This is a genomic window from Pseudomonas sp. CBZ-4, from assembly GCF_000346755.1.
Lineage (GTDB): Bacteria > Pseudomonadota > Gammaproteobacteria > Pseudomonadales > Pseudomonadaceae > Aquipseudomonas.
The window spans coordinates 12947-32573 of record NZ_ANNV01000016.1 but is presented as its reverse complement, the minus strand read 5'-3'; the positions used below and the strand labels follow the sequence as shown (position 1 = coordinate 32573).

The window sequence follows — 19627 nt, the reverse complement described above, 5'->3', positions numbered from 1 at the left end:
ATCTTTTAGTGCCGCCGCCGCACCCTACTCAAAAAACTTGCGCTTCTCCCCTGACGGTTGCATCTATCCAGCGCGGCTCCATAGGGTCGCTCCACACCGAAGTGGGTGGAGTATTGCCGTCACTGATCAGAATTCGCCGACCTTCCTGGCTCCATTCCTGCATCCGCGCCTTGAACTGCGCGGGGTAATCCGAGGCGCGGCAGGTGATGCCGGCCCAGGGATCGACGATCCAGGCGTCAGCCCACTCGGGCTCGGCAAACCCTTTGCTCCTGGGCTGGCCTGGGGGGCCACCGACGATACCAAACGTATGCCCTTTGACTTGCGCGATGCGCGCATGGCCACCACTGGCGTTGATGGTATCAACGGCAACCTTGGCCATCTGGTCGCAGTTCCCCGCCCCGGTCTTGAGGACGATTTCGGAATAATTCGGCGCTCCCGTTCGAGTGTAAAGCCAGCTCACTGTCTCGGCTGCGACATTGCCGCGAAGGGCCTCTCCGGCTTGCCCCGGCACTTGTTGATTGGCGGACCTTATGCCGGTGGCCTGAAACTGATCATCAACCGCCTTCCTCCCCCCTTCGGCATAGAGCCGGTTTTGATCCGCCGGCGGTAGCTGGCCAAAACCCGACGGTTTACCGATGGGCTCGAGTCGAACCGGTTTTGCGGCCACCACGACCTTGCCTGGTTTACTTCCGGACGCATAAACGCTCATCAGGACTTCGCGCTTCTTCTCTGGAGTGAGGCCGCTCAACACCTGGACAAGATGGTCCATTTCCAAAGCCGACATGGGCTCATCCGCCACGATCTTCTTGACCAGTGTGTCCATGGTGGGCAGAACCACCAACTGATTGTTCGGGCTACTCTGCGCAGCAAACCCGTAGAAGTCCCTGAATTGATCATGGGATTCGATAAGATGCCGGCTGACTGGATCATTCCGGGACAAGCGGTGAAAGTCGAGTTGAGCTGCGCCGTTGAGTTCAGCGTAGTAATGAATACCGGTGTCACCCTCCACCACCACGTATTGGCGGCCGTTGTAGTCAATTTTCTGGCCTCTTACCATTCGCTGGTCATGACTCAAGTCGCTGATCGAATCCATTTTCACCACAACTGTTTCGTTGTTCAGCGAACGCGCCACGCCGAAATCATCGAAGCCAAAATCCGGTTCGTTGACCAGCGATCCAGTCGTCTGGCTTTTGTAGGTCACCGCCTGCTTCCTCGCAATCGGCAGCAATTCCTGCTGACCCGCTTCATTGACGCGATGCAAACGTCGTTCATGTACGACGGTGCGCGGCCGGTTAGCCGATCCGGTGCCGGGAAACAGGCGCCGGTGCTCAAGTGCCTGGGCATCCTGAAAAATGAAGGTCCCGCCTGGCTGGATCTCTTTGGTGTAACACAGGTCATTGAAGCCACGCCTGAACCTGCGCGCCCCTGCGCCACAGGTTGCCGTGAACCCTTCCAGGGGACCTGCATGATCAGGGCCGCCGAGTTTGGTCAGGCTATCCGGCTTGCGAGGGTCATAGCGGAAGACATCGTCACCGACCACAACGTCTGTGTGATTTCGCCGGTTCAGCACCCGCACCTCATCCCTGGAGATACCCTCGGGTACCCTGACGGTGCCGCCTTCAGGCAAGGTTCGGGACGTCACGGGTATTTTCGGGGTGACATCATAGCGGCCTTTCCCCGGCAGTTTGAGCGGCGACATGCGCCTGAACTGTGCAATGCCCGTCTGTATTCGATCAACGTCCCCGGCCTGGAACTTCAGCCCTTTCCCCCCCTTGATATTGAAGCCCGGCATCACGGGATCCAGTGGGTTCAGATTGCTTGCCACTGAGACACCGAACTGTTTGACCAAGGGCACGAACCTTGGCAACAAGGCGCGAATACTGATCTTGCCGAGGTTGGACAATACCCGCACAGAACCTGCGGCGAGCTTGCCCGCCGGGCCGGCGAACGTGAATAGCCCGTCGACGACCAGGCTGATGATTCCCTGCTTGGTATTGCCGTTGACGAGGTCCTCGATGCCCCCCCAGTTTCAGATCATCGCGCCGCCGGGCTATGCCCTTGATCGGGTTGATTTCGTAGTAGTTTGTTTGCCCTTCATGCTCCGCTTTGATGACAAACCCCGGTCGCGTCCTCGCAGCTTTTTTCTCGTCCTCTGTCTCCTTGGCTGAGTCGGGCTTGACCCTGAGGGCATAGACCGTGACGGTGCCGTGTTCAATCGCCACACGATCCTGTGTCGGCAACTGTGACAACTGGTTGCGTACCACTTTGTCATAACCCGCCTTGGCCTTGCCCAAGTAGTCTTCAAAGGCAGACTTGAAGGCATCGTCATCGTAGACCGGATACTCGTAGGTGACATCGGAGGGCTTGATCTTTTCGCCGTTAAGATGCCTGTACAGCGCAAAAAAAGGGCTTATCAGCGACAACAGCTCAGTGCGTGAAGTGCCCTTTTCCATACGTTCGAAATAGTTTTTCCGCATGGGCACATCGACTGCAAGTTGCGCTGTCGCCTCGACAATACCGTGGACATGCTCATCAAATGCAGACATGGCGCGGGTGATCTCTGCCTTCGAATACTCGTCCTTCGTTGCAATCACCCCCTGCATCGCCGCCCATTCCAGCGTTGCCGGAATACGCGTGCCCGCAATCAGCGCCCACTGCTCGTTCGTAGTCGCCTGTTCGCCAAGCTTGCCCGGCAGATCGACCAGCTCTTGAAAGCTCATGCTTCGCGACGAACCTGGCTCAATCGCGTCCGCCAATGCGACACCGTGCTTGAAGTTCACCCACGCCGCAGTTCCCTGATAGTGCAAATCCGCCGGAATATCCCGCACGGCAAAATCCGCCGGGAACTGTGGGCTGAACAGATACGCGGCCAGATTCGCGTCGGAGGGGGAGATATTGTGTGCGTCGACCAAGTGCTGCCTGAACTGCGCAGTAATATCCGGATAGTGCTTGTTGCCATGCGCGCCAGACGCCAGGTTAAACCCCGCAATATGTCCGGGCTTGCGCGCTTGCACAGGTTCCAGGCTGAGGACAATCGCCTTGATCAACAGCTGGACTTTAACGGCAGAGGAGATAAGCCCATCGACTGGAAAATCACTGCCCGCAAGTTTCTTCATCACCTGGTGAACCAGTTCTTCTGCCTTGGGTGATTTCCAGATCAACTCCAGCAGCGTGGCCGGCGAGCGTTGGGCTTTTTCGAGCGCGGACGCGGACAGTCCCTCGGTCAAATAACTCAACAAAGGCTTCTGGTGCTTGGCTTGTACCTCATTGACCAATGCCGATATGGCGTCGTCATTACGCTCCTGCAGCAGCCCATCTTGCTTGCTTGACTCATCCCCCATCCCCAGGGAAATTTCGCTGCGTGTATTTTCCAGGCTATCAATTGCCGCTTTAACTTGAGCCTGAGTGCCAGGGTTCGACGGCACAATGCCATAGAACTTGAGCATATTATCCAGTCGGTTGGTGCCCGGCTGAGTCGAGCCGTTGGGCGGAATGAGCGGCGAATCCTTGTTGAGGAACAAGCTCTTCTTCCGGGCATCCGGGGGCTCTGTCTGGGTCTGAAGCTCCCGTAGCGCACTTGACATTTCATCAAGATCAAACAGCTTCCCCCTAAGCTCGGCACCTGATGAGTCGGAGGCTTGACCGGGTGCCGCTGCCAACATGGGGCCTGGCTGCCCCAGGGCGGAAACTGACGGCTTGGGGTGTGACGGGGCGATCGTTGCCACGACATCACGTTGGATATTCAGCGGGAATGATGTCATGGATATGGCTTTGTCTCAGGGAGTGGAGGTCATAGACCGGCCGACGAAACAAGGCGTGTTGATAGATTTACGCCAAATCGCCTACATCCATGTGTGGAGAAATCGTAGGAAATTGCTCCATCGAGATGTATGACATTTTGCGTCCAGCCAGCACGGGCGTGCCGCTGCTGCACACCCGTTGACTCCCAGACAGATCATCCCTAGCGGGCGGCGGTTATTCAGGCCGCAGAATCAGCACCCCCAACGGTGGCAGATTCAGCGTCAACGACACCGGTTGCCCATGGCGCGGTTCATCCTGGGTAAACACTTCGCCCCCATTGCCATAGTTGGAACCGGCATAGGTGTCGGCATCCGTGTTGATCACCTCGCTCCAGCGTCCGGCAAATGGCACGCCTACCGCGTACGCCTCCCGGGGCACCGGGGTGAAGTTGGCCACCACCAGCACCGGCCGGCCGTCCTTGCTCCAGCGCAGCCAGGCGTAGACGCTGTTGATTGCATCGTCGCCGATCAGCCACTGGAAGCCCTGGGGCGCGTCGTCCTGCTCGTGCAGCGCCGGTTCTTCGCGGTACAGGCGGTTCAAATCGCCCACCAGTTTCTGCACGCCCTTGTGCTCGGCGTACTGCAACAGGTACCAGTCCAGTTGCTGGTCATGGTTCCACTCGCGCCACTGGCCGAATTCGCAGCCCATGAACAGCAATTTCTTGCCGGGATGCATCCACATGAAGGCCAGGTAGGCCCGCAGATTGGCGAACTTCTGCCAACGGTCGCCAGGCATCTTGTCGATCAGCGAGTGTTTGCCGTGCACCACTTCGTCGTGGGAAATCGGCAGGATGAAGCGCTCGGACCAGGCATACACCAGGCCAAAACTCAGCTCGTTGTGATGATGGGCGCGGTACACCGGGTCTTGCTGGATGTAGTGCAGCGAATCGTGCATCCAGCCCATGTTCCACTTGTAGTTGAAGCCCAGGCCGCCCTGTTGGGTCGGTTGGCTCACGCCCGGCCAGGCCGTGGACTCTTCGGCGATCACCAGCGCGCCCGGTGCTTCCTGGGCGACGACATCGTTCAAGTGCCGCAAAAAGTCGATGGCTTCGAGGTTCTCACGACCACCGTGGCGGTTGGGCACCCACTCGCCGGCCTTGCGCGAATAGTCGCGGTACAGCATCGACGCCACGGCATCCACCCGCAGGCCGTCCACGTGGAAGTGTTTGAGCCAGTGCAACGCCGAAGCCAGCATAAAGCCATGCACTTCGGTGCGGCCGAGGTTGTAGATCAGCGTGTCCCAATCCTGGTGAAAGCCTTCCAGCGGGTTGGCGTATTCGTACAGCGCGGTGCCGTCAAACTGCGCCAAGCCGTGGGTGTCGGTGGGAAAATGCGCCGGTACCCAGTCAAGGATCACGCCGATATCGGCCTGATGCAGGGCGTTGACGAAGTAGGCGAAATCTTCCGGCGAACCGAAGCGTGCCGTCGGCGCAAATTGTGACAGCGCCTGATAACCCCACGAACCGCCGAACGGGTGCTCCATGATCGGCATCAGTTCGATGTGGGTGAAGCCCAGTTGCTGCACGTAGGGGATCAAGCGCTCGGCCAGCTCGCGCCAGCCATACTGGCGGGCGACTTCGCCGGCCTCGTCCAGCTCGCACTGCCAGGAGCCCACATGCAGTTCGTAGATCGACAGCGGCGCCGTGGTCTTGTGCTTGTCGAGGCGTGATTGCATCCAGTCATGGTCCTGCCAGTCCACCTGCAACGGCGCGGCGACTTTCGACGCGGTGTCGGGCGGCAGTTGCGTGGCCAGCGCACAGGGGTCGGCCTTCAGCGGCAAGATGCCATTGGCACCGAGAATTTCGTACTTGTAGGCCGCGCCCGGTTGCAGGCGTGGGATAAAAATCTCCCATACGCCAGAAGGATGCCGCAGGCGCATCGGATGACGCCGGCCGTCCCAGATATTGAAATCGCCGACCACCGACACCCGCCGCGCATTCGGTGCCCACACGGCAAAGCGCACGCCTTGCACGCCATCCACCGTGGTCACTTGCGCGCCAAGGCAACTGCTGAGGTCGCGGTGGTTGCCTTCGGCAAACAGGTACAGGTCCATTTCCCCCAGCAACAATTGGCTGAAACTGTAGGGATCTTCGGTGATCTGCTCGCCACCGGCCCACTGGATCTTCAGCAGGTACGCCTGGCGCGTGGTGAAGTGCCCGACAAACAAGCCCGGCACCTGGGTTGCGTCCAGGCTGCCGAGCGGCTCGCCGTTGTCGCGCGCCAGCACCTGGACGCTCAGCGCCTCGGGCAGGAACGCGCGGATAAACTGGCCGCCCTGTTCGTCATCGTGCGGCCCCAGGATCGAGAACGGGTCCGGGTGCTCGGCGCGCACCAGCGCTTCGATATCGTTGGATGCTGGCAATGCAGTCAACTTGGGCTGCAGCGGTTCTTTATGTGTAAAGCTCATGACGTCTCCCCACCGCGTGCAGTTTTCGATATAGGTTCAAGCCCGCTGAGCAGGCGGTGCAGCCCTTGCAGGGGCACCGGTAGCCAGCTGGGGCGGTTTTCCGCTTCGTAAGCCACTTCGTACGCGGCCTTTTCCAGGCTGAACAACGTCAGCGCGGCGTCCTGGCCCTTGGCGTCCTGCCAGTCATGCGCCAGTGTAGACGTAGCTGCCTGATAAGCCTGGATAAAGGCCTGACGTGCGTCATTCAGGTAACGATCAGTCACGCGTTGGCGCGCCAGGTCGGCTTCGGGCGAGTGGTCCAGCCCTTGTCCATTCAGGGCCAGCGCCGCTGCGTAATCAAACGAACGCAGCACGCCACTCACATCTTTATACGGGCTGTGCTTGCCGCGTCGTTCATGCAACGGCCGCGCCGGTTCACCTTCAAAGTCGATCAAATAGGCATCACCCTTCACCACCAAGACCTGGCCCAGGTGCAAATCACCGTGGACGCGTATACGCAGCCCACCGGCCGTGGCTTTCGCCAGGGCCTGGACATGCCGGGCGATGGCTTTTTCCTGTGCCAGCAACTCAGTGACCCGCAGCTGGTCCGCAGGGTTCAACTGAGTTTGGTGCTGGCTGAGCAATTGCAGGGCGCGGTCGAGCTGCGCACCGATATCCCTGGCCCACGCCTGGGTGTCTTTGACGCGGGTGATTTCAGGCTTGAAGTCAGGATCAGCCGTGTCCGCGCCCAATACCCCGTGCATTTCGCCCAGGCGCTGGCCGAGCAATCCAGCGAAGTCCTTTAGCTCGCCGAGGGCGTTGTAGTGCTGTTCCTGCTCGGAGATGGCGCCGGCCAATTCATCACGGATCGCCCGCTCCAGGCTGTTCTGGGTCCAGGCCCAGGCGTCGCCCTGATTGCTCAGGTAACCCTGGGCAATCATCAACAGGTTGTCCTGCCCGGCCCCGTCGCGGCGAATCACTGCGCCCAGCAGCGGCGAGATATTCGGGTAGCCGGCGGCGGTCAGGTAGGCGCTCATCTCCAGTTCCGGGTGCACCCCGCTGGCGACCTTGCGGATCAGCTTGAGCACCAGGCCCTCACCCACCACCACCGAGCTGTTGGACTGCTCGGCCGACAGGTAGCGCACTGGCGCGTCGTCCGTCAGTTGCAACTTGGCCAAGTGGGGTGTCGCGTCAAACTGCAACTCGCCATCACTGGAAGGTAGCCGCGTACCGGCCTGCAAGCCCTGGATCACCGCCCGAATAAAAGGCTCAAGGCTGAACGCATCAGTCACCAGCCCCACCTGGTGCGCACGCCGCACACGGGCCAGGGCCAGTTGCTGGGGCAAGGCACTGGTGAGCTGGTCTTCGGCGATGAAGCCGAACGGTAACTGGTAACGGCTGACCTGGCCGGCGCTGGTCACCTCGATTTCGCTGAGCAATACCGGATGCTGCGGGTCGCCGAAGCGCACGCCGTAAGCGATCTGCACGCTGTCGATGGCGACATCCTTGGCCGCGAACCAGCGTCGCTTGGGCAACCAGGCGGGCAGCGCGGTCTGTTCCAGCGTGGCGCGACAGGGTTGTTCCAGCAGTTCTTCCAGGCGTTGCTTCAGCACCAGGGTGGTGAAGTCCGGCATGCTCTGCGCCGGTTCGACGTGCCAGCTGGGCATCTGGTTTTCCGGCGCCAGCACGAACCAGTAGAAGCCGTAGGGCGCCAGGGTCAGCAGGAAATGCAACTGGCCGATGGGCGGAAAGGCGTTACCGCCGAGCATCTCCACCGGCACCATCCCGGCATACGCCGACAGGTCCAGCTCGGCCGCCTGGGCGCTGCGCGACACGTTGGCCACACACAGAATGATTTCCGTGCGGCCGTCCTCCCCGGTGAACTCGCGGGTGTACGCCAGGATGCGACGGTTGGCGGGCGACAGCATGTTCAAACGGCCCCGGCCAAACGCCTTGGATTGCTTGCGCACCGCCAACATGCGCCGGGTCCAGTTGAGCAACGAATGGGGGTCCTGGGCCTGGGTTTCGACGTTCACCGACTGATAGCCGTACTGCGGGTCCATGATCGGCGGCAACACCAGGCTCGCCGGGTCGGCGCGGGAGAAGCCGCCATTGCGGTCGATGGACCACTGCATCGGCGTACGCACGCCGTCGCGGTCGCCGAGGTAGATGTTGTCGCCCATGCCGATTTCATCGCCGTAATACAGGGTTGGCGTACCGGGCATCGACAGCAGCAGGCTGTTGAGCAGTTCGATGCGCCGGCGGTCGCGCTCCATCAGGGGCGCGAGGCGGCGGCGAATGCCCAGGTTGATACGAGCGCGGCGGTCGGCGGCGTAGTAGTTCCACAGGTAGTCGCGCTCTTTGTCGGTGACCATCTCCAGGGTCAGTTCATCGTGGTTGCGCAGGAAGATCGCCCACTGGCAATTGGCCGGGATCTGCGGGGTCTGGCGCAGAATATCGGTGATGGGGAAGCGATCTTCCTGGGCCAGCGCCATGTACATGCGCGGCATCAGCGGGAAGTGGAAGGCCATGTGGCATTCGTCGCCATCATCGCCCCTGGGGGCGCCGAAGTAGAGTTGCGTGTCTTCCGGCCATTGGTTGGCCTCCGCCAGCAACATGCGGTCGGGATAGTGGGCATCGATCTCGGCACGGATCTGTTTAAGCACGTCGTGGGTTTGCGCCAGGTTTTCGTTGTTGGTGCCGTCGCGTTCGATCAGGTACGGGATGGCATCCAGGCGCAGGCCGTCGATGCCCATGTCGAGCCAGTAGCGCATCACCGACAGCACGGCCTTCATCACTTGCGGGTTGTCGAAGTTGAGGTCCGGCTGGTGGGAATAGAAACGGTGCCAGAAGTATTGGCCGGCCACCGGGTCCCAGGTCCAGTTGGACTGCTCGGTGTCGAGGAAAATGATACGGGTGCCGGCGTACTTCTGGTCGTCATCGGACCACACGTAGAAGTCCCGCGCCGCCGAACCGGGCTTGGCCTTGCGGGCGCGCTGGAACCACGGGTGCTGGTCGCTGGTGTGGTTGATCACCAGCTCGGTGATGACCCGCAGCCCGCGCTTGTGGGCCTCGGCAATAAAGCGCTTGGCGTCGGCCAGGGTGCCGTAGTCGCTGTGTACGCCACGGTATTCGGCGATGTCGTAGCCGTCATCGCGCCGTGGCGAGGGGTAGAACGGCAACAGCCACAGGGTGTTCACACCGAGGTCGGCGATGTAGTCGAGCTTGGCGATCAGCCCGGGAAAGTCGCCGATACCGTCGTTATTGGCATCGAAGAAGGATTTGACGTGAACCTGGTAGATCACCGCGTCCTTGTACCAGAGTGGGTCCTGGGTGAAGGGGGATGGGCTGGGTTTCTTCGCCATTGGAAACTCCTGAGAATACGTTCAAAACCATCTGGAGAAACTCGGTCAATGTGGGAGCTGGCTTGCCTGCGATAGCGGTTTATCAGCACCAGAAGTATTGGCTGATGTACCGCTATCGCAGGCAAGCCAGCTCCCACATTTTTTGATCTCCACAGGGCTTAAGAGAGGGTGATGCGCCAGATCCCGAACGGCATCTGCGGCTCCAGCCGCATCCACTGGGTCTTGCCATACCAGGTCCAGCGATGGCCATTCATCAGGTCTTCACCCTGGGTCTGCGCATCGTCCGGCAAGCCCAGTTCCCACAGCGGCAATTCGAAATTCGCGTCCTGGGCGTTGTAGGGATCGAGGTTCACCGCGATCAGGACAAAGTTGCTGCCGTCCTCGCTGCGCTTGCCGAAATACAGGATGTTGTCGTTCCAGGCGTTGTACAGCTTCAAGCCCAGGTGCGTGTGCAACGCCGGGTTTTGCCGGCGGATGCGATTGAGCTGGGCGATCTCGGCGATGATATTGCCCGGCGCGGTGAAATCCCTGACGCGTATCTCGTACTTCTCCGAATCCAGGTATTCCTCTTTGCCCGGCACCGGCGCGGCTTCACACAGCTCGAAACCCGAATACATGCCCCACAGGCCCGAGCCCATGGTGGCCAGCGCGGCACGGATCAAAAAACCCGGGCGGCCGGATTGGTGCAGGAACCCCGGATTGATATCCGGCGTGTTGACGAAAAAGTTCGGCCGGAAACACTCGCGCCACGGCGACTCATTCAGTTGGGTGAAGTATTCGCTCAATTCGGCCTTGGTGTTGCGCCAGGTGAAATAGGTGTAGCTCTGGGAGTAACCGACCTTGCCCAGGCGCGCCATCATCGCCGGTGTGGTGAAGGCTTCGGCGAGGAAGATCACCTCCGGGTATTTGGCCCGCACATCGCTGATCAACCACTGCCAGAACGGCAGCGGCTTGGTGGGGGGGTTGTCGACGCGAAAGGTCTTCACGCCCTCCTCGACCCAGCCCACCACGATGTCGCGCAGCTCGGTCCACAGGCTGGGAATGGCATCCGCCGCATAGAAATCGACGTTGACGATGTCCTGGTATTTTTTCGGCGGGTTCTCCGCGTACTTGATCGTGCCGTCCGGGCGCCAGTTGAACCAGCCGGGGTGTTGCTTGAGCCACGGATGGTCCTGTGAGCATTGGATGGCAAAGTCCAGGGCGATCTCCAGGCCATGCTCGGCGGCGGCCTTGACCAGGCGCCGGAAGTCGTCGCGGCTGCCCAGTTGCGGGTGGATCGCCTCGTGCCCGCCCTCCTCGCTGCCGATGGCGTAGGGGCTGCCCGGATCATCGGGGCCAGCGGTCAGGGCGTTGTTGCGCCCCTTGCGATGGCTGCGGCCAATGGGATGGATCGGCGGGAAGTACAGCACGTCGAACCCCATGTCATGGATCATCGCCAACCGCCCATGCACGTCATTGAACGTGCCGTGGCGCGCGGGGTCGTCGGTGATCGAGCGGGGAAACAGCTCGTACCAGCTGGCAAATTGGGCCGCCTGGCGCTCGACGTCGATCGGGTAGACGCTGCTGACGCTCAAATAGGCGCGGTGGTCGGCCTGGGTCATCAGGTGTGCACTGTCTTCGTGCAGGAACAGCGCGACCTGCTCGGTTTCCAGCAGGCCGGAAAGCTCGTGGTGCAGCAGCATCAAGCGATCACGCAATTCGTTGTCACTGCGCTCGGCGGCTTGCAGCACCAGGCTGCGCCCTTCCTGCAGCTCCAGACTGACCGGCACGCCGGCTTCATGCTTCTTGCGCAGCTCGTAGCAGAAACTGGCGAAGGTATCGATCCAGGCTTCGATGCAATATTGGTGGGGGCCTTGGCTGATAACGGTGAATTCGCCCTCCCAGCCATTGTTGCCGACATCGCTCATCACCACGCTGTGCCAGCTCTCATCAGGCAATGGCCGCCAACGGATCAGCACGGCGAGCTTGTCATGACCGTCGGCAAACACCTTGCTGGTGACGTTGACCCGCTGGCCAACCACGGCCTTGACGGCAAATTCGCCGCCATCGATCACGGGCGCAGTGCTTTCGATAGCGATCCTGGGCAGCAGCAGAGCCTGGGACAACGGTAATGCGGATTCCTCTGGAGCCAGTGTTTCAGCAGTCATCGAGCATCTTCCCCTTACGCCCAGTGGACGCTCTTTGCTTGATCCGGATTCTGATACGCCAGCGCTCTCCCTGAGCGGTGCCGTCCTAGGTCCGAGCCTGTGCCCGCGCTAAAAGTTCAGGTGGATGTGCCGCCATTGGGCGGGGAATCAATCCGTCCCGGCAGCTGTCCACCGATAGAGCAAAGCACAAAGGAGGCCACACTGATGAATATCCCAATCCCGGCTGAAACCCCGGACCCGAATATCGACAACCCGACCCTGCCGCCCACCGAGCCGCAACCGGTTCCGGAGCAGGAGCCACCTGGAAAACTGCCCCCTGCGGTGGAGGAACCACCGAACACCCAGCCACCGGTGATCGTCTGACTATCGGGCCAGTCTGCGGGATCGCCCGTCACTGGCCCTCATTCGATGAAGCTGCTCACTACAAAACAAACTGAAATAACTTACAAAACCAACAAACAATTGCCCACCTCAAGCCCAGGCCCCGGTTTTTATACTCGCTGGCGTAAGCGCCCCTCCACGGTTCATGAACGGGGCGATTATCCCACTCATCGCGAGGAAGCCCTGATGTCAACCATCCAGCCACAGCACACTCCCCATCCCCTCAAGGCCCCACCGTCGCACACCACCCGTGCGCCACAACCGAACCCAGGCAATGAGCGCATGAACAATCTGCTCAAGTCTGGCCCGGATTGGTCCAAGCCCCCCAAGGCTCCAGACCCGGCACCGTCAGCCAACAACACAACGCCCCAGGAAAACCCCGATGACCTGACCCCAATGCTGACCCGGGAAAACATCAAGCAGATGGTGCGCAACCCCAACTCGCCCGAGTCCAAGGCGCTGATTGAACAAACGCGTGCCCGCCTGACCCCGGAAAAATCCAGAACATGGTGCAAGGTCCGAATGGCGAAGCGAACGCTCAAAAGCTGAAGGCCATCGGCAAGCATTTGAACAAGGACGAGATTGATTCTGGCCTGGCCGAAACCAAGAAGCAGATGGTCGAGCAAAAAATCAAAGAGCTCTCGTATCGCAATGTCGAGATGCTCACCCAGGCGTTTAACGGAGACGGCATTGAAGGCGTCATCGGCAACATAAAGCGATTGCAGGACGAAGAAGCCTCCATGCAAAAACAGTTCTCCGACGCCAACAGCGCCGCCAAAGGCTTGGGCGATATCGGCAGTTCGTTGACTGAGGACAACGTCGACAAAATGCGACGCGACCCCGGCAAAACCTACAGCTACAACAGCACAAGCGAGTCCACCCTGGATGCGCCCAGCGAAATCCGGGACTTTACCGCGAATGACAAGCTGGTCCTGCGGGGCATTCAAAAGCAGCTGAATAAACCTTTGCAGGTCGTCGACAGCTTTTCGGGAGCAAGCGGGGAAGTCAAAATCGACTACTCACAGAGCAGCAAGACAAGCGTGGTATCGGTTTCCGGCGAGCCGGGCACGCCGCCCCTGGTGGTGAAGGTGTTTGGTGAAGTACGCCGGGAGAACCTGATGACATAAGGGCAATGCAGCGACATCGGGCGCCCACCCAGACTGCTTCGGCGATTTGATTGATCTGTATCAGCATGCCTGAAAACCAGCTGCACCCCAGGCGCCACGGGGTGCAGCACATTGACGCAGGCACCCCCTCAAAACTCATCTGATCCGCTTTTTATCGTTTTACCTGAGCCTGTTATGCAAACAGACCGGCGCGCATAGTTCCCCTGCCTGATGGAGGCTGATGAGCGAACGACCATGAGCGAAAGAATCCCCGTCCGAACCGTGGAAACCTTTGAGCCGATCCACCCAAAGAAGGTGAAGGCCAAATCCAGCGACAACCTGATCCACACCCGTAGTTTCACCGGCCTGTTCCGCACCTTGCGTTTGAGCGGTGCAGGCTTTCTGTTCCTGGCCTTTTTCGGCACTGTGTGGCTGAACTGGGGCGGTCGCCAAGCCGTACTGTGGGACTTGGCTGAAAGCAAATTCCATATTTTTGGTGCGACGTTCTGGCCGCAGGACTTCATCCTGCTCTCGGCGCTGTTGATCATCTGCGCCTTCGGCCTGTTTGCGATCACCGTATTTGCCGGCCGCGTGTGGTGCGGTTACACCTGCCCGCAAAGCTCCTTCACCTGGCTGTTCATGTGGTGCGAAAAAGTCACCGAAGGCGAACGCAACCAGCGCATCAAACTGCAAGCCGCGCCCTGGAGCCCGAACAAACTGGCGCGGCGCGCGGCCAAGCACACGTTGTGGCTGGGCATCAGCGTGCTGACGGGCCTGACCTTTGTCGGTTACTTCACGCCGATCCGCCCCCTGGCCGCCGAGTTGCTGACCTGGCAGATGGGTGGCGTGAGCCTGTTCTGGGTGCTGTTTTTCACCGGTGCCACCTACATCAACGCCGGCTGGCTGCGTGAAGCGGTGTGCATGCACATGTGCCCTTATGCGCGCTTCCAGAGCGTGATGTTCGACAAGGACACCCTGACCATTTCCTACGACGCCGCCCGTGGCGAACACCGCGGCCCACGCAAACGCGAGGTGAAACCCGCCGACGTCGGCCTGGGTGACTGCATCGACTGCCACCTGTGCGTGCAGGTCTGCCCCACCGGCATCGACATCCGCGATGGCCTGCAAATGGAGTGCATCGGCTGCGCCGCGTGTATCGACGCCTGTGATTCGATCATGGACAAGATGGGCTACGCCCGTGGCCTGGTCAGCTATACCTCCGAGCATCAACTGCAAGGCGGCAAGACGCATCTGCTCAGGCCACGCCTGATCGGCTACAGTGCCGTGCTGCTGGTGATGATCGCCGCGCTGGTGGTGGCGTTGATCGAACGGCCGATGGTCTCGCTGGATGTGACCAAGGACCGGGGCATGTTCCGCGAGAACGCCCAGGGCTTGATCGAAAACATCTACAGCCTCAAGGTCATCAACAAGACCCAGCAACGCCAGGACTACCGCCTGGAGCTGGTGGACGCCGATGGCTTCCAGTTGCAAGGCAAGACCGAGATCAGCCTGGCGCCAGGCGAAATCAGCGATGTGCCGGTGTCGGTGGCGTTGCTGGCGGATAAACCGGCGAGCAGCTCGCAGACCTTGCGCTTCAAGGTCACCGATGTGGATGAACCGTGGGTCTACAGTGCTGCCGACAGCCGTTTCGTGGCACCAATGAACCGCTGATACCTCACAAACAATAGAGATCACCTGTGGGAGCGGGCTTGCCCGCGATAGCGTCAGCCCAGCCAACAACGATGCCGGATGTACCGCCGTCATCGCAGGCAAGCCAGCTCCCACCTGTTGCCCTGCGACGAATAAGGCCCCCATGAAACGCTACGAAAAATTCGCCGACGACATTGCCGAACTGATCCGCTCCGGCGTCCTGGGCCCCGGCCAGCGCGTGCCGTCGGTGCGTTATGCCAGCCAGACCTACGGCGTCAGCCCGTCCACGGTGTTCCAGGCCTATTACCTGCTGGAGCGCCGAGGCCTGATCCGCGCGCGACCGCGCTCCGGCTACTTCGTCAACACCCATGCGCCCAGCCCGTTTTCCGAGCCGGTGGTGAGCGAACAGGTGCACGAGTCCACCGAAGTCGATGTCAGCGAGCTGGTGTTTTCCGTGCTCGACTCGATCAAAGACCCCAACACCGTGCCGTTCGGCTCGGCGTTCCCCAGCCCGATGCTGTTCCCGCTGCCACGCCTGGCCCGCTCCCTGGCCAGCGCCAGCCGTGAGATGGACCCGCGCCTGGTGGTCACCGACATGTCGCCGGGCAACCCGCAGTTGCGCCGACAGATTGCCCTGCGCTACATGGTCGGCGGCCTGATGCTGCCCATGGAAGAACTGCTGATCACCAACGGCGCCCTCGAGGCGCTGAACCTGTGCCTGCAAGCCGTCACCGAGCCGGGCGACCTGGTGGCCATCGAAGCCCCGGCCTTCTATGCCTGCCTGCAAGTGCTGGAGCGCCTGAAGCTCAAGGCCGTGGAAATCCCCGTGCACCCGCGCGACGGCATCGACCTGGGCGCCCTCGCGCAAAGCCTGGAGCGCTACCCGATCAAGGCCTGCTGGACCATGACCAGCTTCCAGAACCCCATGGGCGCCACCCTGCCGGAAGCCAAGAAGCAGGCGCTGGTGGAACTTTTGCGCAACCATCAGGTGCCCCTGATCGAGGACGACGTGTACGCCGAGTTGTATTACGGCCAACACCCACCCAAACCGGCCAAGGCCTTCGACACCGAGGGCCTGGTGCTGCATTGCGGCTCCTTCGCCAAGAGCCTCGCACCAGGTTACCGCGTGGGCTGGGTGGCGGCCGGACGCTATGCGCAAAAGGTCGAACGCTTGAAGCTGATGACCTCGCTGTGCCCGTCGATGCCGGCCCAGGCGGCGATTGCCGATTACCTGCAACACGGCGGTTACGACCGCCACCTGCGCAAGTTGCGCTACGCCCTGGAAGAACAGCAAAGCGCCATGCTCGCCGCCATCGCCCGCTACTTCCCGGCGCAGACGCGGGTCAGCCAGCCGGCCGGCGGCTACTTCCTGTGGCTGGAACTGCCGGAGCAGACCGATTCGTTGAAATTGTTCCAGATGGCCCTGGCCCAAGGCATCAGCATCGCGCCGGGGCCGATCTTCTCGGCCACCCAGCGTTTCAGGAATTGCATTCGCTTGAACTATGGCAGCCCGTGGACCGAGGCGTCGGAGAAGGCAATGGAGACGTTGGGGCGGATTGTGCGGTCGTTCTGAGTTATCGAGTCGCCCTGTCTGACGCCATCGCGGGCAAGCCCGCTCCCACAGTTTGAACGGCGAACACCTTCAAATGTGGGAGCGGGCTTGCCCGCGATGGCGTCGGCCCAGTCACTACAAAATCAGCGGCCGCCCCCCAAATCCAGGAACGTCCCGGTGGTGTAGGAAGCCTTATCCGACAACAACCAGACAATCGCCTCCGCCACCTCATCCGGCCTTCCGCCACGAGCCATGGGAATACCAGACTCCAACTTGCTGACCCGATCCGGATCACCGCTCAGGGCATGGAAGTCGGTAAAGATATAACCAGGGCGCACCGCATTCACGCGGATACCTTCGCCCGCGACCTCCTTGGAAAGGCCAATAGTGAAGGTGTCCAGCGCGCCCTTGGACGCTGCATAGTCCACGTACTCACCTGGCGAACCCAGGCGCGCCGCCACCGACGACACGTTGACGATGCTGCCGCCCTGCCCGCCATGCCTGGGCGACATGCGCAGCACCGCATGCTTGGCGCACAGGATCGGCCCCAACACGTTGGTTTTCATGATCTTGAGAATGCGGAACTCGGACATCTCGTCGACCCGCGACTTGTGCCCCACGGTACCGGCGTTGTTCACCAGCGCGGTGACCCGCCCCAACTCGGCATCGACCCGATTGAACAATGCGATCACTTCATCTTCGATGCTGACATCGGCCCGCACCGCGATAGCCTGCGCGCCCAGCGCGCGGACCTGCTCCAGCACGCGGTGGGCAGCCGCTTCGTCGGACTGGAAATTGATGCAGATACGGTAGCCCTGGCGCGCAGCCAGCAAGGCCGTCTCGGCGCCGATCCCGCGGCTGCCTCCGGTGATGATGACGACTTTGTCCATGGGTGGGGTCTCCTGATCCAACCGGGTGTTTAGGGTTGGATCCAAGAATACCCGTCAGCCCAGGCTTTTGTCAGGCGCCGCGAGCTCTTCGGCGCGCTGGATGTCGGCCATGAAACGCTCCGCTGGCAGCGGGTGGCCGAGCAGGTAGCCCTGTAGGGAATTGCAGCCAAGCCGTGTGAGAAAATTCTGCTGCACATCGGTCTCCACCCCTTCGGCGACGATGCGCAACCCCAAGGCATGGCCGAGGGCGACGATGGCCGAGACGATGGCCGCATCGTCACCGTCGTGCTCCAGGTCACGCACAAAGCCACGGTCGATCTTCAGCTCGTTGGCCGGCAGGCGCTTGAGGTACATCAGGCTGGAATAACCGGTACCGAAGTCATCGATGGACAGGTCGACGCCCATGTCCGACAGCTGCTGCAACACGGTCATGCTTGCATCGGCGTCGCTCATGGCGGTGGTTTCGGTGATTTCCAGGGTCAGGCTGTTGGCCGGCAACTGGTGCCGGTCCAGGGCCGAGGCCACGCTCTTGACCAGCCCGGCGTGGCAGAACTGCAACGCCGACAGGTTCACGGCGATGCGCCAGTCTTCATAGCCCTGGGCATACCACAGGCGCATCTGGCGACAGGCTTCGTTGAGCACCCATTCGCCGATGGGAATGATCAGCCCGGTCTTTTCCGCCAATTCGATAAAGGTCGCCGGCAACAGCAGGCCTTGCTGCGGATGCTCCCAGCGCAACAGCGCTTCGGCGCCCACCGGGATGCCGCTGACGGCATCGAACTTGGGTTGGTAATGCAGGCAGAACTGCTGTTGCTCGACGGCGTTGCGCAAGTCCTGCAACAGTTGCAGTTGTTTGCGCGCATTGGTGTTCATCGACACGTCGAAGAAGCTGTAGCCGTTCTTGCCCATGCCCTTGGCGTGGTACATCGCGGCGTCGGCGTTCATCAGCAGTTCCTGGGGGTTGCCGCCGTTGCCGGGGAAGATCGCAATGCCCACGCTGGCGGAAATCTTCAGCTCATGTTCGGCCACCTTGAACGCGCGGTTGACCAGGCCCACCTGGCGCTCGGCGAGGCGCAGCGCATCGTCGGGCTGGGTCAGGCGCACCAGCAACACAAACTCATCGCCGCCGATGCGCGCCAGGGTGTCCTGGCTGCGCAGGTCTTCCCGCAGGCGCAGGCCGACTTCACGCAGCAACTGGTCGCCCATGTGGTGGCCGAAGGCATCGTTGACCGGTTTGAAACCGTCGAGGTCGATAAACATCAGGGCAAAGCAGCCGCCCTTCTCGTTGACCGCTTGCATGGCCTGCTGGATCCGGTCGGCGAGCAAGGTGCGATTGGGCAGCCCGGTCAGGGTGTCGTGCAGGGCCAGGTGGGTCAGCTCCTGGTTGGCCAGGCTCAGGGAATCGGCCAGCACCGAGGTGCGCGCCTCCAGCCGCGCGTCCAGCACCGAGGTCAGCAAGGCAATCACCAAGACCGCCAGGCTGGTGACCACCACCAGGTTGTCCAGGCCCTTGCCACTCAAGCCCGACAGCGCCGCGCCGCAGTAACTCTCGTCGGCAAATTGCGCGGCCGCCATGCCGGTGTAGTGCATGCCGACGATCGCCAGCCCCATCACCACCGCCGCACCGCCGCGCATCAGGCGCACGTAAGGGGTGTTGCGCCGCAGGTGGAACGCAATCCACAACGCCGCGCCGGAAGCGACCACCGCGATCAACAACGATGCGCTGAACAGCGTCGGGTCATAGTCGATGCCGGGGGTCATGCGCATCGCGGCCATGCCGGTGTAATGCATGCTGCTGATGCCCGCGCCCATGACCAGTGCGCCAAACGCCAACTGCCAGGCCGGCAAGCGCGGCTGGTTGACCAGCCACAACGCAAAGCCGCAGGACAGCACCGCGATCAGCAACGACAACGCGGTGATACCGACGTCAAAGCCCAGGGCAAACGGCAAGCGCAGCGCGAGCATGCCGATAAAATGCATGGACCACACACCCACGCCCATCGCCAATGCTCCACCACTCATCCAATAAAAAACCGCACGGCCCTTGGCGGTCGCAATGCGGCCGGCCAGGTCCAGCGCGGTGTAGGACGCCAGGATCGCGACGAACAGGGAGATCACGACCAGCGAGGGAGAATAGCTACCGATAAGCATGGGACTTCTCGAGACTGACGGGCCTGAAAAGCCCGTGCCAGGTGGCAAAGCGGGCGATTGTAGCGAGAAAGATTCTTGTACAGTTGAAATATTAGCGTATAGCCATCATGGTCTTTTTGACGCCAATCGGCTGACTCAAAAGCCCCCGAAATACGGCGGCGGATTGAGTTCATCTGTGAGGCTTGTGTGGGAGCTGGCT

The 19627-nt window shown here is 61.2% G+C and carries 12 protein-coding genes; 5 read left to right on the top strand and 7 right to left on the bottom strand.

Annotated elements, in window-relative coordinates; all coding sequences use genetic code 11:
* Nucleotides 1–28 precede the first annotated feature (28 nt).
* From B348_RS01000000129650 to B348_RS0102410, 5 genes are all read right to left on the bottom strand, one after another.
* Nucleotides 29–1849 carry a hypothetical protein gene (locus B348_RS01000000129650; RefSeq protein WP_157356466.1) on the bottom strand — a complete coding sequence of 607 codons (1821 nt, stop codon included), beginning with the start codon at nt 1847–1849 and terminating at the stop codon, nt 29–31.
* Nucleotides 1734–3521 carry a hypothetical protein gene (locus tag B348_RS0102425; protein WP_157356465.1) on the bottom strand — a complete coding sequence of 596 codons (1788 nt, stop codon included), beginning with the start codon at nt 3519–3521 and terminating at the stop codon, nt 1734–1736. The genes B348_RS01000000129650 and B348_RS0102425 overlap by 116 nt, the downstream gene beginning before the upstream one ends.
* A gap of 454 nt (nt 3522–3975) precedes the next feature.
* The gene (gene glgB / locus B348_RS0102420; protein WP_017734572.1) at nt 3976–6207 is read right to left on the bottom strand and encodes a 1,4-alpha-glucan branching protein GlgB; all 2232 of its coding nucleotides are present in this window, start codon (nt 6205–6207) and stop codon (nt 3976–3978) included.
* Complete coding sequence (gene treS, locus B348_RS0102415) at nt 6204–9551, bottom strand: maltose alpha-D-glucosyltransferase (RefSeq protein ID WP_017734571.1); 3348 nt, start codon at nt 9549–9551, stop codon at nt 6204–6206. Before treS ends, glgB begins: the two co-directional genes overlap by 4 nt.
* 158 nt (nt 9552–9709) lie before the next feature.
* On the bottom strand, nt 9710–11698 hold the full coding sequence (locus B348_RS0102410; protein ID WP_026136500.1) for an alpha-1,4-glucan--maltose-1-phosphate maltosyltransferase: 1989 nt from the start codon (nt 11696–11698) through the stop codon (nt 9710–9712).
* 204 nt (nt 11699–11902) lie between these two features.
* Here B348_RS0102410 and B348_RS1000000131705 point away from each other — a divergent pair, with 204 nt between their 5' ends.
* The 5 genes from B348_RS1000000131705 to mapR all read left to right on the top strand — a co-directional run bounded on the left by B348_RS1000000131705 (nt 11903) and on the right by mapR (nt 16408).
* Nucleotides 11903–12061, top strand: coding sequence for a hypothetical protein (locus B348_RS1000000131705; protein ID WP_017734569.1), 159 nt, complete (start codon nt 11903–11905; stop codon nt 12059–12061).
* Between the two features lie 45 nt (nt 12062–12106).
* On the top strand, nt 12107–12628 hold the full coding sequence (locus tag B348_RS1000000131470) for a hypothetical protein (protein WP_157356464.1): 522 nt from the start codon (nt 12107–12109) through the stop codon (nt 12626–12628).
* Entirely contained in the window at nt 12586–13206 is a 621-nt protein-coding gene (locus tag B348_RS1000000130445) for a M10 family metallopeptidase C-terminal domain-containing protein (RefSeq protein ID WP_017734568.1), read from the top strand. The genes B348_RS1000000131470 and B348_RS1000000130445 overlap by 43 nt, the downstream gene beginning before the upstream one ends.
* Nucleotides 13207–13440: 234 nt before the next feature.
* Nucleotides 13441–14856 carry a cytochrome c oxidase accessory protein CcoG gene (gene ccoG / locus B348_RS0102395; RefSeq protein ID WP_026136499.1) on the top strand — a complete coding sequence of 472 codons (1416 nt, stop codon included), beginning with the start codon at nt 13441–13443 and terminating at the stop codon, nt 14854–14856.
* A 142-nt stretch (nt 14857–14998) separates the two neighbouring features.
* Complete coding sequence (gene mapR / locus B348_RS0102390) at nt 14999–16408, top strand: GntR family transcriptional regulator MpaR (RefSeq protein WP_017734566.1); 1410 nt, start codon at nt 14999–15001, stop codon at nt 16406–16408.
* Between the two features lie 122 nt (nt 16409–16530).
* Here mapR and B348_RS0102385 read toward each other — a convergent pair whose 3' ends face one another.
* Both B348_RS0102385 and B348_RS0102380 read right to left on the bottom strand, forming a co-directional pair.
* Nucleotides 16531–17277 carry an SDR family oxidoreductase gene (locus B348_RS0102385; RefSeq protein ID WP_017734565.1) on the bottom strand — a complete coding sequence of 249 codons (747 nt, stop codon included), beginning with the start codon at nt 17275–17277 and terminating at the stop codon, nt 16531–16533.
* A 54-nt stretch (nt 17278–17331) separates the two neighbouring features.
* Nucleotides 17332–19428 carry a bifunctional diguanylate cyclase/phosphodiesterase gene (locus tag B348_RS0102380; protein ID WP_017734564.1) on the bottom strand — a complete coding sequence of 699 codons (2097 nt, stop codon included), beginning with the start codon at nt 19426–19428 and terminating at the stop codon, nt 17332–17334.
* Nucleotides 19429–19627 lie beyond the last annotated feature (199 nt).

What these genes read in the sequence shown, in the direction of transcription:
- mapR (WP_017734566.1), top strand. Translation starts at nt 14,999, where the DNA reads ATGAAACGCTACGAAAAATTCGCCGACGACATTGCCGAACTGATCCGC.
- B348_RS1000000130445 (WP_017734568.1), top strand. Translation starts at nt 12,586, where the DNA reads ATGGTGCAAGGTCCGAATGGCGAAGCGAACGCTCAAAAGCTGAAGGCC.
- B348_RS1000000131470 (WP_157356464.1), top strand. Translation starts at nt 12,107, where the DNA reads ATGAAGCTGCTCACTACAAAACAAACTGAAATAACTTACAAAACCAAC.
- ccoG (WP_026136499.1), top strand. Translation starts at nt 13,441, where the DNA reads ATGAGCGAAAGAATCCCCGTCCGAACCGTGGAAACCTTTGAGCCGATC.
- B348_RS0102385 (WP_017734565.1), bottom strand. Translation starts at nt 17,277, where the DNA reads ATGGACAAAGTCGTCATCATCACCGGAGGCAGCCGCGGGATCGGCGCC.
- B348_RS0102410 (WP_026136500.1), bottom strand. Translation starts at nt 11,698, where the DNA reads ATGACTGCTGAAACACTGGCTCCAGAGGAATCCGCATTACCGTTGTCC.
- glgB (WP_017734572.1), bottom strand. Translation starts at nt 6,207, where the DNA reads ATGAGCTTTACACATAAAGAACCGCTGCAGCCCAAGTTGACTGCATTG.
- B348_RS0102380 (WP_017734564.1), bottom strand. Translation starts at nt 19,428, where the DNA reads ATGCTTATCGGTAGCTATTCTCCCTCGCTGGTCGTGATCTCCCTGTTC.
- B348_RS1000000131705 (WP_017734569.1), top strand. Translation starts at nt 11,903, where the DNA reads ATGAATATCCCAATCCCGGCTGAAACCCCGGACCCGAATATCGACAAC.
- treS (WP_017734571.1), bottom strand. Translation starts at nt 9,551, where the DNA reads ATGGCGAAGAAACCCAGCCCATCCCCCTTCACCCAGGACCCACTCTGG.